Source organism: Alteromonas ulvae, assembly GCF_048987005.1.
Classification (GTDB): Bacteria; Pseudomonadota; Gammaproteobacteria; order Enterobacterales; family Alteromonadaceae; genus Alteromonas.
Window position 1 is genome coordinate 3,998,201 of the sequence record NZ_CP185261.1, and the last position, 14,514, is coordinate 4,012,714.

9 protein-coding genes are annotated in these 14,514 nt (G+C 45.7%); all 9 read right to left on the reverse strand.

Going from position 1 to position 14,514, the window contains the following annotated elements:
- Positions 1-27: 27 nt before the first annotated feature.
- Positions 28-2,130 (reverse strand): elongation factor G, encoded by a 2,103-nt coding sequence (fusA, locus tag ACOJR9_RS17300; protein ID WP_420934131.1) that lies wholly within the window; start codon positions 2,128-2,130, stop codon positions 28-30.
- A 27-nt stretch (positions 2,131-2,157) separates the two neighbouring features.
- Positions 2,158-2,628, reverse strand: a complete 471-nt coding sequence (gene rpsG, locus ACOJR9_RS17305) for a 30S ribosomal protein S7 (protein ID WP_163105764.1) — start codon at positions 2,626-2,628, stop codon at positions 2,158-2,160.
- A gap of 75 nt (positions 2,629-2,703) precedes the next feature.
- The gene (rpsL, locus tag ACOJR9_RS17310) at positions 2,704-3,078 is read right to left on the reverse strand and encodes a 30S ribosomal protein S12 (RefSeq protein ID WP_071980814.1); all 375 of its coding nucleotides are present in this window, start codon (positions 3,076-3,078) and stop codon (positions 2,704-2,706) included.
- Positions 3,079-3,388: 310 nt separating this feature from the next.
- Entirely contained in the window at positions 3,389-7,561 is a 4,173-nt protein-coding gene (gene rpoC, locus ACOJR9_RS17315; protein WP_420934132.1) for a DNA-directed RNA polymerase subunit beta', read from the reverse strand.
- Positions 7,562-7,642: 81 nt separating this feature from the next.
- Complete coding sequence (gene rpoB / locus ACOJR9_RS17320; protein ID WP_420934133.1) at positions 7,643-11,671, reverse strand: DNA-directed RNA polymerase subunit beta; 4,029 nt, start codon at positions 11,669-11,671, stop codon at positions 7,643-7,645.
- A 326-nt stretch (positions 11,672-11,997) separates the two neighbouring features.
- The gene (gene rplL, locus ACOJR9_RS17325) at positions 11,998-12,372 is read right to left on the reverse strand and encodes a 50S ribosomal protein L7/L12 (protein ID WP_420934134.1); all 375 of its coding nucleotides are present in this window, start codon (positions 12,370-12,372) and stop codon (positions 11,998-12,000) included.
- A 57-nt stretch (positions 12,373-12,429) separates the two neighbouring features.
- Positions 12,430-12,948, reverse strand: coding sequence for a 50S ribosomal protein L10 (gene rplJ / locus ACOJR9_RS17330; protein ID WP_420934135.1), 519 nt, complete (start codon positions 12,946-12,948; stop codon positions 12,430-12,432).
- Positions 12,949-13,253: 305 nt separating this feature from the next.
- On the reverse strand, positions 13,254-13,949 hold the full coding sequence (gene rplA, locus ACOJR9_RS17335; RefSeq protein ID WP_420934136.1) for a 50S ribosomal protein L1: 696 nt from the start codon (positions 13,947-13,949) through the stop codon (positions 13,254-13,256).
- Between the two features lie 4 nt (positions 13,950-13,953).
- The gene (gene rplK, locus ACOJR9_RS17340; protein ID WP_071980819.1) at positions 13,954-14,382 is read right to left on the reverse strand and encodes a 50S ribosomal protein L11; all 429 of its coding nucleotides are present in this window, start codon (positions 14,380-14,382) and stop codon (positions 13,954-13,956) included.
- Between the last annotated feature and the right edge of the window lie 132 nt (positions 14,383-14,514).

Below are 14,514 nucleotides of genomic sequence, written 5' to 3' on the forward strand. Positions count from 1 at the left end.
ATAGACCGGACCGAACCTTCATTTAGATTAGATTCTAGATTCAATAATAGCCCGCGCCACATTGTTAGGCGCCTCAGAATAATTGAAAAACTCCATTGAGTATGAAGCACGACCCTGCGTTTGTGAACGCAAGTCTGTCGCATACCCAAACATCTCCGAAAGAGGCACTTTAGCACGTATCGTTTTAATACCTGCAACGCCATCTTCCATACCTTCGATCATGCCGCGACGACGATTTAAATCACCAACAACATCACCCATCCAGTCTTCTGGAGTTGTTACTTCAACTTTCATTGTGGGTTCAAGCAACACCGGATTTGCTTCTGCGGCGCCTTTTTTGAAACCCATAGAGCCGGCGATCTTAAACGCCATTTCAGAAGAGTCAACATCGTGGTAAGAACCATCAAACAACGTAACCTTTACATCAAGTACCGGATACCCTGCAAGAACACCACTTCGCATCTGCTCCTGAATTCCTTTGTCGACCGCGGGAATGAACTCTTTTGGAACAGTTCCACCGACGATCTCGTTCACAAATTCGTAGCCAAAATCCTCTTCCTGAGGCTCAATACGCAACCATACGTGACCAAATTGACCGCGGCCGCCTGACTGACGAATGAACTTCCCTTCCACCTCAACATTTTTGCGGAGGGTTTCACGATAAGCAACCTGAGGGTTACCTACGTTACATTCAACTTTAAATTCGCGTTTCATGCGATCGATAATGATATCAAGGTGTAATTCACCCATACCAGAGATGATCGTTTGACCGGTTTCGTCATCAGTTTTTACTTTAAATGACGGATCTTCTGCAGCCAGTTTGCTTAGTGCTATGCCCATTTTTTCTTGGTCAGCCTGCGACTTTGGCTCTACAGCAATTGAAATTACCGGATCAGGAAATTCCATACGCTCTAACGTAATGATGTTATTTGGATCGCATAGCGTGTCACCTGTAGTGACATCCTTAAGGCCAATCGCTGCTGCAATATCGCCCGCGCGAACCTCTTTTATTTCTTCTCTGTCTTTTGCGTGCATTTGCACAATACGACCGAAGCGCTCTCGCTTACCTTTCACTGGGTTGTATACCGTATCACCAGTATTTACCACACCTGAATAGCATCGGAAGAACGTCAACGTACCAACAAAGGGGTCGGTCGCTATTTTAAACGCCAAAGCAGAAAATGGCTCTTCGTCCGTAGGATGACGTTCTGCTTCTGTTTCGTCTTTGTCGTCAAGAATACCCGTTATCGCCTTTACTTCATTTGGCGAAGGTAAGTAATGAACAACCGCATCTAGTACTGCCTGAACACCTTTGTTTTTGAAGGCACTGCCACAGGTGGCAAGAACAATTTCGTTATTCAGCGTACGGGTGCGTAGCCCTAGTCGTATTTCTTCTTCGGTTAGCGATTCGCCTTCCAAATACTTGTTCATTAACTCGTCAGAAGCTTCAGCGGCTGCTTCTATCATTTCAGTACGATACTGCTGCGCTTTCTCTAAATATTCAGCCGGAATGTCTTCATAAGTAAATGTCATACCCATGTCTTCAACATTCCAGTTAATTGATTTCATCTTAATTAAATCGATGACACCATGGAATTCTTCTTCAGCGCCCATGTTGATTTGAATCGGAACACAGCTAGCGCCTAAGCGTTTACGGATTTGCGCCACAACGCGTTCAAAATCAGCACCAGCCCTGTCCATCTTATTGACGAATACAAGGCGTGGCACTTGATATTTATCAGCCTGTCGCCAGACTGTTTCTGATTGAGGTTCTACCCCAGAAGACCCACAGAATACAACAACCGCTCCGTCAAGAACACGTAGTGAACGCTCTACTTCAATAGTAAAGTCTACGTGTCCAGGCGTGTCGATGATATTTATTCTGTGTTGATCGAACTGCTGCTCCATACCGGACCAAAAACAGGTAGTCGCAGCGGACGTGATAGTGATACCACGCTCCTGCTCCTGCTCCATCCAATCCATAGTAGCAGCACCATCGTGCACTTCACCGATTTTGTGAGATAGTCCTGTATAAAACAAGACTCGCTCTGTGGTCGTGGTTTTACCAGCGTCCACGTGAGCCACAATACCAATATTGCGATAGCGCTCAATCGAGGTCTTACGAGGCATAAATCTCTCTCAGTTATATTACGTTGATTACCAACGGTAATGAGCAAACGCTTTGTTTGCTTCGGCCATACGGTGAACGTCTTCACGTTTCTTAACCGCTGAACCTTTATTTTCTGATGCATCCATCATTTCAGCCGCTAGGCGCTGTGCCATAGACTTTTCGCCACGTTTACGTGCAGCATCAACCATCCAACGCATACCTAGTGCATTACGACGAACTGGACGTACTTCTACTGGAACCTGATAAGTTGAACCACCCACACGACGAGACTTAACCTCAACCGTTGGACGGATGTTATCAAGAGCTTCTTCGAAAACATCTAGGTGTGCTTTGTTGGTTTTTTCAGCAACAATATCTAGCGCACCGTAAACGATTTTTTCAGCGACTGACTTTTTGCCGTCGAGCATTACGACATTCATGAATTTAGCAAGCAGTTGTGAACCAAATTTTGGCTCTGGTAGGATTTTACGTTGACCTACGACTCTTCTTCTTGGCATTTTCTATTCTCCGTATGAATTCAGGGAATACCCAAAACTCTTAAACTTCAGTTTGGCCTTACTAACGGAGAACCGTTAAGACTTAGGCCTTTTCGCACCGTACTTAGAACGGGCTTGCTTACGATCGTTTACACCTGCGCAGTCCAATGTACCGCGAACTGTGTGATAACGAACACCTGGTAAGTCTTTAACACGACCACCACGGATAAGTACTACACTGTGCTCTTGTAGGTTGTGACCTTCACCACCGATGTATGAAGAAACTTCAAAACCGTTAGTTAGACGTACACGACATACTTTACGTAGTGCAGAGTTTGGTTTCTTTGGCGTAGTAGTATATACACGAGTACATACACCACGTCTCTGTGGACAAGCTTGCAGTGCAGCTACGTTGCTTTTTTCAACGGGCTTTCTGCGTGGCTTGCGCACTAACTGGTTAACTGTTGCCATTAACTAGCTCCTGATTAAAAACTACGAAAACCCAATCATTGTGATTGGGTCCATATAATGCGACTTTTCACTTCGTCGCCCTGTTTGTAGTAAATATTGTGCTCGTCAATATTTACTAGGCTCTGATAAAAAAAACCGCGACCGTTTATCGAGCCTTTTCGGGGCTATCCAAAATCGGGTCGCGGAATATTAATGATCATCGCCTTGACTGTCAAGCTGTACAAACTCTAAGCACTTAATATTCTTAAAATCTGTCAGCCTAAGCTGCCATTATGTTAGGAGTACGTTAACGCACTCCTATGATCATGCCTTATTCGGCCGAATCGTCGTCTGCACCTGCATTAAGCGCTTCGGTCAGTGCCTGTTCTGCATCTGCTGCAGATACTGACATTTCTTCGATTTGCTCTTTGCGCTGTTGTGCTCGGCGTTCATGGTAAGCGAAACCCGTACCAGCTGGAATGAGTCTTCCAACAATTACGTTCTCTTTCAGACCACGAAGGTCATCTTCTTTACCTTGAACCGCTGCTTCAGTCAGTACACGCGTTGTTTCTTGGAACGATGCCGCTGAGATAAATGACTCAGTAGACAGTGACGCTTTAGTGATACCCAGCAATTGTGTTTCGTACTGTGCTGGTATCTTACCGTGTTTTTCAATTTCACGGTTGGCTACTTTCACGTTAGAAACTTCTACCTGCTCGCCTTCTAGGAACTGCGTGTCGCCCGGATGAGTAATCACGCACTTACGCAACATCTGACGAATAACAACTTCGATGTGCTTATCGTTAATCTTAACGCCCTGTAGACGGTACACTTCCTGAACTTCGTTTACGATGTAGTTTGCTACATGGGAAATACCACGAAGGCGCAATATGTCGTGTGGAGACTCTGGACCATCGGCAATAACTTCGCCTTTTTCCACTTTCTCACCTTCGAACACATTAAGCTGACGCCATTTCGGAATCATCTCTTCGTATGCTTCACCTTCAGCAGGTGTGATCACTAAGCGCTTCTTACCTTTCGTCTCCTTGCCGAAACCGATAGTACCTGAGATTTCAGCTAAAATAGCCGGCTCTTTAGGCTTACGTGCTTCGAACAAGTCTGCAACGCGTGGTAGACCACCCGTGATGTCACGAGTCTTCGAGCTTTCTTGAGGTATACGCGCTAGCACGTCACCTTCGTTAGCCACTTTGCCTTCTTTCGCTTCGATTGTGGTGAAGCTTGGAAGACGAATCTCTTGAAGACCGAACTCATCACTTTCAAGGATAAGCTTAGGCTCTTTTGCGTTTGCCTTTGTTAAATCTTTAACAACAATACGCGTTAGGCCAGTAAGCTCATCCTGCTGCATTTCTGTGTTAGAGTCGTCGATGTCAGCGAAGCTAATTTTAGCTGCACGTTCAGTAACAATTGGGTGACTATGCGGATCCCAGTTAGCAACAACGTCGCCAGCTGCAATCTTCGCACCATCGTCAACACTAAGCACTGCACCGTAAGGCACTTTATAACGCTCTTTCTCACGACCTTGCTCATCGATAACAGTCAGTTCTGTTGAACGAGAAACAATAACCACTTTGCCGTCAGAGTTACGAACAGATTTTTCGTTGTGTAGCTTAAGACTACCCGCCGTTTTCACCTGAACACTATTCTCAGCTGACGCTCGTGATGCCGCTCCACCGATGTGGAATGTACGCATGGTAAGCTGTGTACCGGGTTCACCGATTGATTGTGCTGCAATAACACCAACTGACTCACCACTGCCAACCATATGTCCGCGAGCAAGGTCACGACCATAACAGTTAGCACACACACCAAAGTCGTTATCACAGGTGATAACCGAGCGTACTTGAATTTGGTCAACAGAGTTGGCTTCAAGCATGTCCACTAGCGCTTCGTCTAATAGTACATTACGTTCAACCAATACTTCACTAGTACCTGGCTTAACTACGTCTTCTGCAACTACTCGACCTAGTACCCGTTCGCGAAGCGGCTCAACTACGTCGCCACCTTCGATTAGCGGTGTCATGGTTACACCACCGAACGTACCACAGTCGTCATTAGTGATAACCAAATCTTGTGCAACGTCAACAAGACGACGAGTTAGGTAACCCGAGTTCGCAGTCTTAAGTGCTGTATCGGCAAGACCTTTACGCGCACCGTGCGTTGAGATGAAGTACTGAAGAACGTTAAGACCTTCACGGAAGTTTGCCGTGATGGGGGTCTCGATGATTGAACCATCTGGTTTAGCCATCAGACCACGCATACCCGCTAACTGACGAATCTGAGCGGCACTACCACGAGCGCCCGAGTCGGCCATCATGTAAACAGAGTTAAATGAGGTTTGCTCTTCTTCTTCGCCATCGCGGTTAATTACGATGTCAGTCTTAAGATTATCCATCATGGCCTTGGCCACTTTTTCGTTGGCATTTGACCAAATATCAATAACTTTGTTGTAACGCTCACCGGCTGTTACGAGACCATTTTGGAACTGTTCCTGAATCTCGATCACTTCTGCTTCGGCAGCGTCAACGATGTCTTTCTTAGCTTCAGGGATTACCATATCATCAATACCAACAGACGCACCCGCGATCATCGCGTAGTGGAAACCGGTATACATAATTTGGTCAGCTGCAATAACCGTATCTTTTAAACCAAGGGTACGGTAACAAGCATTCAATAGTTTTGAAATTTGCTTCTTGCCCATCGCTTGGTTGATGATTTCAAACGGAAGACCCTTAGGTAGGATCAATGAGAAAATGGCACGACCAACTGTAGTTTGAGTCAGTGTTACTCTCTCTGTCTTGTTGCCGTTTTCATCAATATCGTATTCAGTAATACGTACTTTAACGCGAGAATGAAGCTCAGCATTACCTGTACGGTATGCCTTTTCAGCTTCGTTAGGGCTGGTGAATACCATGCCTTCGCCTAAGCCGTTCACTTTGTCACGAGTCAGATAGTAAAGACCTAATACAACGTCCTGTGAAGGAACGATAATCGGCTCACCGTTTGCTGGTGACAAGATGTTGTTCGTCGACATCATTAGCGCACGCGCTTCGAGCTGTGCTTCTATTGTCAACGGTACGTGTACTGCCATTTGGTCGCCATCGAAGTCGGCGTTGTACGCCGCACACACTAGTGGGTGAAGCTGAATGGCTTTACCCTCGATGAGTGTTGGTTCGAATGCTTGTATACCCAAACGGTGAAGTGTAGGTGCGCGGTTAAGCAACACAGGGTGTTCGCGAATAACGTCATCAAGTACGTCCCACACCTCTGGTGCTTCGCGCTCTACTAACTTCTTAGCTGCTTTAATTGTTGTCGCAAGACCGCGTGCTTCAAGTTTACCGTAGATAAACGGCTTAAATAACTCAAGTGCCATCTTCTTAGGAAGACCACACTGATGAAGACGCAACGTAGGACCAACGGTAATAACTGAACGACCAGAATAGTCAACGCGCTTACCAAGAAGGTTTTGACGGAAACGACCCTGTTTACCTTTAATCATGTCAGCAAGTGACTTAAGTGGACGCTTGTTAGAGCCTGTAATAGCACGCCCGCGACGTCCGTTGTCTAATAGCGCATCAACAGACTCTTGTAACATACGCTTTTCGTTGCGCACGATAATGTCTGGAGCAGCTAGGTCTAAAAGACGCTTAAGACGGTTATTACGGTTGATTACACGACGATAAAGGTCGTTCAAATCAGATGTTGCGAATCGACCGCCATCTAGTGGTACAAGAGGGCGAAGATCAGGTGGCAATACAGGAAGTACTGTCATGATCATCCACTCCGGCTTGTTACCAGACTGCTGGAATGACTCAAGCAACTTGAGGCGCTTGGTGATTTTCTTACGCTTTGTTTCAGAATTGATCGAAGGCAACTCTTCTCGCATCGCTGCAACGTCGGCGTCAACGTTAAGTGCAGTTAGCAGGTCGAATACAGCTTCTGCACCCATTTTCGCTTCGAATTCGTCACCGTGCTCTTCGAGTGAATCAAGATAATCTTCTTCGTTTAGAAGTTGTCCACGCTCAAGTGTTGTTAAACCCGGTTCGGTCACAACATATGATTCGAAGTAAAGCACGCGCTCGATATCGCGAAGCGTCATATCAAGCATTAAGCCGATACGTGACGGTAGCGATTTAAGGAACCAAATGTGTGCTACAGGACTTGCTAGCTCGATGTGACCCATACGCTCACGACGAACTTTAGTCAGTGTCACTTCTACGCCACACTTCTCACAAATAACACCACGGTGCTTTAAGCGCTTGTACTTACCGCACAAACACTCGTAGTCTTTAACGGGGCCAAAGATACGGGCACAAAATAAACCGTCTCGCTCAGGCTTGAACGTACGATAGTTAATAGTCTCAGGCTTCTTCACTTCACCAAAAGACCATGAACGGATCATATCAGGTGAAGAAAGGCCGATTCGAATATTATCGAATTCTTCGGCCTTATGCTGTTGCTTTAGAAACTTTAATAAGTCTTTCACATTACTCTCCCAGCGGAGTCAGTCTCTAGAACCCGGCGCAAGCGCCGGGCCATCTCATAACATTACGGGGCAATTGCCGTACTACTTTTCTTCAAGCTCGATGTTGATACCCAACGAGCGAATTTCTTTAAGCAATACGTTGAAGGATTCTGGCATGCCAGGCTCCATTCTGTGGTCACCATCGACGATGTTCTTGTACATTTTGGTACGACCGTTAACGTCATCCGACTTAACAGTAAGCATCTCCTGAAGGGTATATGCAGCACCGTATGCTTCAAGTGCCCATACTTCCATCTCACCGAAGCGCTGGCCACCAAACTGTGCTTTACCACCAAGAGGTTGCTGTGTAACAAGGCTGTAAGAACCGGTTGAACGAGCGTGCATCTTATCGTCTACCAAGTGGTTCAGTTTCAGCATGTACATGTACCCAACCGTAACCGGTCGCTCAAACGCGTTACCAGTACGACCGTCAAACAAGGTGATTTGGCCGCTTTCTGGAATATCAGCAAGCTTCAACATTTCCTTGATTTCAGATTCGCGAGCACCATCAAATACAGGTGTCGCGATAGGCACACCCTTACGTAAATTCTCAGCTAAGCGACGAACCTCGTGATCGGTGAAACTATCAATGTCTACAACTTGGTGGTTTTCACCCAACTCGTACACCTTCTTCAAGAAATCACGCAATTCGGCAAGTTCACGCTGCTCTTTAATCATGCGATCAATTTTAACCCCAAGACCATGGGCAGCCATACCTAGGTGAGTCTCGAGAATCTGACCGATGTTCATTCGAGATGGTACACCAAGAGGGTTAAGTACGATGTCTACTGGCGTGCCGTCTTCATCGTACGGCATATCTTCTACTGGTTGAATAGTAGAGATAACACCCTTGTTACCGTGACGTCCCGCCATTTTATCACCCGGTTGGATGTGGCGTTTAACCGCTAGGTAAACTTTAACAATCTTAAGTACACCAGGCGCCAAATCGTCACCCTGAGTGATCTTGCGACGCTTAGTTTCAAACTTCTTATCGAAGTCGGCTTTTATCTCAGCATGCTGCTGCGCAATTTGGTCAAGCTCTAACTGAACGTCTTCACTGTTTAGCGCAATATCGAACCATTTTTCACGTGGTAAGCTATCAAGCTTAGCTTGCTCAATACCAGCGCGTATTAATGTAGTTTGAGCACGAGCAAAAATGCCATCCGCAAGAATTTCAAATTCGTCAGTCAGGTCTTTCTTAACTTGACGAAGCTGCATATCTTCGATTTCTAACGCACGTTTGTCTTTCTCTACGCCGTCACGAGTAAAGACTTGAACGTCTATAACCGTGCCATGAACAGAGTTAGGCACACGTAGTGACGTATCTTTTACGTCAGACGCTTTTTCACCAAAGATAGCTCTTAACAGTTTCTCTTCCGGCGTAAGCTGAGTTTCACCTTTAGGCGTCACTTTACCTACTAGGATGTCGCCGCCTTTCACTTCCGCACCGATGTAAACAACACCTGATTCATCAAGCTTGCTTAGCGCAGACTCACCTACGTTTGGAATATCAGAAGAAATTTCTTCTGGCCCAAGCTTAGTATCACGAGCAATACAGCTTAGCTCTTGAATGTGAATAGTAGTGAAACGGTCTTCCTGAGCAACTCGCTCAGAAATAAGGATTGAATCCTCGAAGTTGTAACCATTCCACGGCATGAACGCGATACGCATGTTCTGACCAAGCGCAAGATCACCAAGGTCTGTCGAAGGACCATCGGCTAGCACGTCACCAGTAACAATTGGGTCACCAACACTACAAGTAGGTCGCTGATTAATACAGGTGTTCTGGTTAGAACGGGTGTATTTGGTTAGGTTGTAGATATCAATCCCTGCTTCACCAGGAAGCATTTCATCTTCATCTACCTTGATTACGATGCGACTCGCATCTACGTAATCAACTGTACCACCGCGTTTAGCTACTACCGTTACGCCAGAATCAACAGCGATTGTTTTTTCCATGCCTGTACCAACTAACGGCTTATCAGCGCGAAGTGTTGGAACAGCCTGACGTTGCATGTTGGCACCCATAAGTGCACGGTTTGCATCATCGTGTTCAAGGAATGGAATAATGCTTGCCGCAATTGAAACGATTTGCTGTGGAGAAACATCCATGTATTTGATGTCTTCTTTGGGCATCAAGGTTGTTTCACCACGGTGACGACATGGAATAAGGTCGTCCACCAGTTCGCCAGCTTCAGTCAACGCAATGTTGGCCTGTGCGATAGCAAATTGGCCTTCTTCAATCGCGGATAGGTAGTCGATCTCTTCGCCTACCACACCATCAACAATACGACGGAATGGTGTTTCAAGGAAACCAAAATCATTGGTGCGCGCGAAGCTCGCCAATGAGTTAATGAGACCGATGTTCGGACCTTCAGGTGTTTCGATAGGACATAAACGACCATAGTGAGTCGGATGTACGTCTCGAACCTCAAAACCTGCTCGTTCACGAGTAAGACCGCCCGGACCTAATGCAGAGATACGACGCTTGTGCGTTACTTCTGATAATGGGTTGTTTTGGTCCATGAACTGAGACAACTGAGATGACCCGAAGAACTCTTTAACCGCCGCCGAGATAGGCTTAGCGTTAATAAGATCTTGTGGCATTACGTTGTCCAAGTCACCAAGACTTAGGCGTTCTTTAACAGCGCGCTCTACGCGAACTAAACCAACGCGGAATTGGTTTTCTGCCATTTCACCAACAGAACGAATACGACGGTTGCCAAGGTGGTCGATATCATCTACTTCATCTTTACCGTCACGAATAGTTATTAGCTGTTTCATAACAGCAATAATGTCTTCTTTAGCTAGGGTGCCAGAACCAATCAGTTCTTCACGGCCTAGACGACGGTTAAACTTCATACGACCAACAGAAGAGAGGTCGTAACGTTCTTCGGAGAAGAACAAGTTTTCAAATAACGTTTCTGCTGCGTCTTTTGTCGGTGGCTCACCAGGACGCATCATACGATAAATTTCAACAAGCGCTTCTAAACGGTTTGTTGAAGAGTCTATACGTAGCGTATCTGAAATATATGAGCCGTGGTCAAGTTCGTTGATGTAAAGTGTTTCAAATTCTTTGATACCGGCTTGGCTAAGCTCAGCCAGATTCTCAAGTGCAAGCTCATCGTTCGCGCTTACAATCACTTCACCGGTGTCTTCATTTACATAAGTGGCAGCAAATACCCGACCGATGAGGTAATCAGCAGGTACTTCTAGCTCTGTTAAACCAGACTTCTCTAATGCGCGCGTGTGACGCGCAGAGATACGACGACCAGTTTCAACGACCACATTGCCATCACTATCGATAATATCAAAAGCTGCCGTCTCACCGCGAAGGCGATCAGGTTTAACTTCCATCATCAAACGATCTTTGTCTATGCGAACGGTAACTTTTTCGAAGAAAGTATCTAAAACTTCTTCCGATGTCATTTCCAATGCACGTAGGATAATTGTTGCAGGCAATTTACGACGACGGTCGATGCGCACGAACAAATTATCTTTAGGGTCAAACTCAAAGTCTAACCAAGAACCACGGTATGGTATAACACGTGCATTATAAAGCACTTTACCAGACGAGTGAGTCTTGCCTTTATCGTGATCGAAAAACACACCAGGTGAGCGGTGTAGCTGTGACACTATTACCCGCTCTGTACCATTGATAACGAACGTACCGTTCTCTGTCATCAATGGGATTTCTCCCATGTACACTTCTTGTTCTTTTATGTCTTTTACGGTACCTGGGGCTGCGTCTTTGTCAAACAATACTAACCGTAGTTTTACTCTTAACGGAGCAGAGAAAGTTACGCCGCGAATTTGACATTCTTTTACGTCAAAAACTGGCTCTCCCAGGCGATAGCTTACATATTGAAGCTCTGAATTACCTGAGTAACTTTTAATTGGAAAAACGGAACGAAATGCTGCTTCCAAGCCGTATTGAGCATCGGCGTCGATCTCAATAAACTTTTTGAAAGAATCAAGCTGAATTGAAAGAAGGTATGGAATTTCCAATACCTGTGGGCGTTTGCCAAAATCCTTACGGATACGTTTCTTTTCGCTATAAGAGTAAACCATGGGTTCCTCAGCCTGCTGATTTATGACCCAACCTGCTGCTAATTACTTTAAAACGCTTGCTATGGGCTAAAAGCTGCGTTTCAAATGGCGCAATAAGCAACAAACTTCCACAACCCTAATTCGGGCAGTTAACCAGCATACAACACTTTTTAACCAATTATTAGTTAAGTTGTTGGATTTTTATGCTTTTTAATGGTTCTGTCCGAATTGCGCCAAACGTAGTGTAAATTAGGGTTATATTCTACACACTATACAGCGCAAAAAGGCTGGTGGTTTAAAAAACCACCAGCCTTGCCGTCTCAGGCAAATAATCTGATCAAATCAGATTACTTGATTTCAACTTCAGCGCCAGCTTCAGTTAGAGTCGCTTTAAGCTCTTCAGCTTCTTCTTTGCTTACGCCTTCCTTGATAGCTTTAGGAGCAGATTCAACTACTTCTTTAGCTTCTTTAAGACCTAGGCCAGTCGCGCCGCGAACAGCTTTGATAACGGCAACTTTGTTTGCACCGAATGAAGTCATTACAACGTCAAATTCAGTTTTCTCTTCAACCGCTGCTGCTTCACCAGCCACAGCAGGACCAGCAACAGCAACAGCTGCAGCAGATACGTTGAATTTCTCTTCAGCCGCTTCAATTAGTTCTACCAGTTCCATTACCGGCATTTCAGCGATTGCGTTTAAAATATCATCTTTAGTTAGAGCCATGTTCTCTAAACTCCTGGGGTTTTAATGTTAAAAAAATCAATATGCCAAAAGCGAAAATTACTTCTCGTCTTTGATCGCCGCCAATACGCGCACAAACTTGCCAGGAACTTCGTTGATTGTTTGAACGAATTTCCCAACTGGTGCTTTGAAGGTTGCAAGTAATCTTGCAAGCGCTTCGTCGCGAGTTGGAAGTGAAGCAACTGCGTCCAATTTCTCTGGACCAAGTAGACCACTACCAATTGAAAGTGCTGTTACGCTAAGCTTATCGTTAGTCTTACCGAAGTCTTTAAAAAGACGTGCCGCACCGCCTGGTGCGTCGATAGAGAAACCATAGATAAGCGGACCTGTAAGGGCGCTTTCCAAGTCTGCAAATTTGCTGTCCGCCAACGCACGTTTAGCTAGAGTGTTACGTATAACTTTTAGGTATACGCCCTGCTCACGAGCTTTTATGCGAAGGTTGGTCAGTTCTGCAACTTCCATCCCACGGTATTCAGCGACGGCAACGGATAGAGCGCGAGACGCAACTTCAGATACCTCTGCTACGATCTCTTTCTTTGCTGCTAAACCTAGTGCCACTGAGTTCACCTCTTTGTATCTGACTTTGTTTGTACTTAACTACGCACGCCGTCAGGGTTCACAGATTGATACCAAACATCACATTTGGTACCGCTCTACGGTGTTTGTTATCCCAGAGAGTCTGAGTCAAACCACCGTCTGCGCAGGTTGTTCTATTAAGCAGTATGTTGACTGTGAAAGCTCTCTTACTTCTTCCACCACACCGCACCTGCGGTCTTGGACGGGAGTTGTCTACTAGCACTGCTATGTACACAACTCCAACCCATAACCTTTAAGAGATTTCGTTGAGCTAAAGCTCAGCGAAATTATAAACCTACAGAAGCCTTATCAAGAGCTATGCCAGCACCCATTGTAGTGCTCAGGCTGATCTTCTGGATATAAACACCTTTCGCAGAAGAAGGCTTAGCTTTCTTCAGTGCGTCAAGCAACGCTTCAAGGTTTTCTTGAATTTGGTTAGCTTCAAAAGCAATTTTACCAAGGCTAGCGTGGATGATACCGTTTTTATCATTGCGGTAGCGGACCTGACCAGCTTTTGCGTTTTTAACGGCCGTAGCAACGTCTGGCGTTACCGTACCTGTTTTAGGGTTTGGCATTAGGCCGCGTGGACCTAAGATTTGACCTAGTTGGCCAACAACGCGCATCGCGTCTGGGCTAGCAACCACTACATCAAAGTTCATTTCGCCTTTCTTAACTTGCTCAGCTAAGTCTTCCATACCAACGATGTCGGCACCCGCTTCTTTCGCGGCTTCTGCGTTCGCGCCTTGAGTAAACACCGCTACGCGTACGTCTTTACCAGTACCGTTAGGTAGTACAGTTGCACCACGAACGTTTTGGTCAGATTTCTTAGCATCGATACCAAGGTTTACCGCAACATCAACACTCTCAGCGAATTTGGCTGTCGCTAACTCTTTTAAAAGAGCTACTGCTTCGTTGATTTCATACTCTTTAGTCGAGTCAACTTTGTCACGTACTAGACGAGCGCGTTTTGTTAATTTAGCCATTCGATTAGTCCTCTACGTTCAAGCCCATTGAGCGAGCAGAACCCGCGATAGTGCGTACCGCTGCTTCTAAATCAGCAGCTGTTAAGTCAGGCTCTTTAGTTTTAGCAATCTCTTCTAACTGAGCTGTGGTAACTTTACCCACTTTTTCAGTGTTAGGACGGCCAGAACCACTCTTGATGCCAGCTGCCTTCTTAAGAAGGTATGACGCAGGAGGAGTCTTTGTTTCGAATGTGAAAGAACGGTCTTCGTACACAGTAATTTCTACTGGTACTGGAGCACCCTTCTCTAGGCTGTCAGTTTTTGCATTGAAAGCCTTACAGAATTCCATGATGTTCACACCGTGTTGACCTAGTGCAGGACCAACTGGTGGACTTGGGTTAGCAGCACCTGCCGCAACCTGAAGCTTGATAATACCGCTTACTTTTTTAGCCATTTTACATGCTCTCTTGTTTGGGTCTAACGCCTCGCAAATACAGAGAATATTTGCTCAATCGGCTTCCCGTTTCCGTTTAAAAGGGCGCGCATTATAAGGGTTGATTAATTGCTATGCAAGCCAAAACGTGAT

Coding starts and splice junctions, on each gene's coding strand:
- fusA (WP_420934131.1), bottom strand. CDS start 2,130: ATGCCTCGTAAGACCTCGATTGAGCGCTATCGCAATATTGGTATTGTG.
- rpsG (WP_163105764.1), bottom strand. CDS start 2,628: ATGCCAAGAAGAAGAGTCGTAGGTCAACGTAAAATCCTACCAGAGCCA.
- rpsL (WP_071980814.1), bottom strand. CDS start 3,078: ATGGCAACAGTTAACCAGTTAGTGCGCAAGCCACGCAGAAAGCCCGTT.
- rpoB (WP_420934133.1), bottom strand. CDS start 11,671: ATGGTTTACTCTTATAGCGAAAAGAAACGTATCCGTAAGGATTTTGGC.
- rplL (WP_420934134.1), bottom strand. CDS start 12,372: ATGGCTCTAACTAAAGATGATATTTTAAACGCAATCGCTGAAATGCCG.
- rplA (WP_420934136.1), bottom strand. CDS start 13,949: ATGGCTAAATTAACAAAACGCGCTCGTCTAGTACGTGACAAAGTTGAC.
- rplK (WP_071980819.1), bottom strand. CDS start 14,382: ATGGCTAAAAAAGTAAGCGGTATTATCAAGCTTCAGGTTGCGGCAGGT.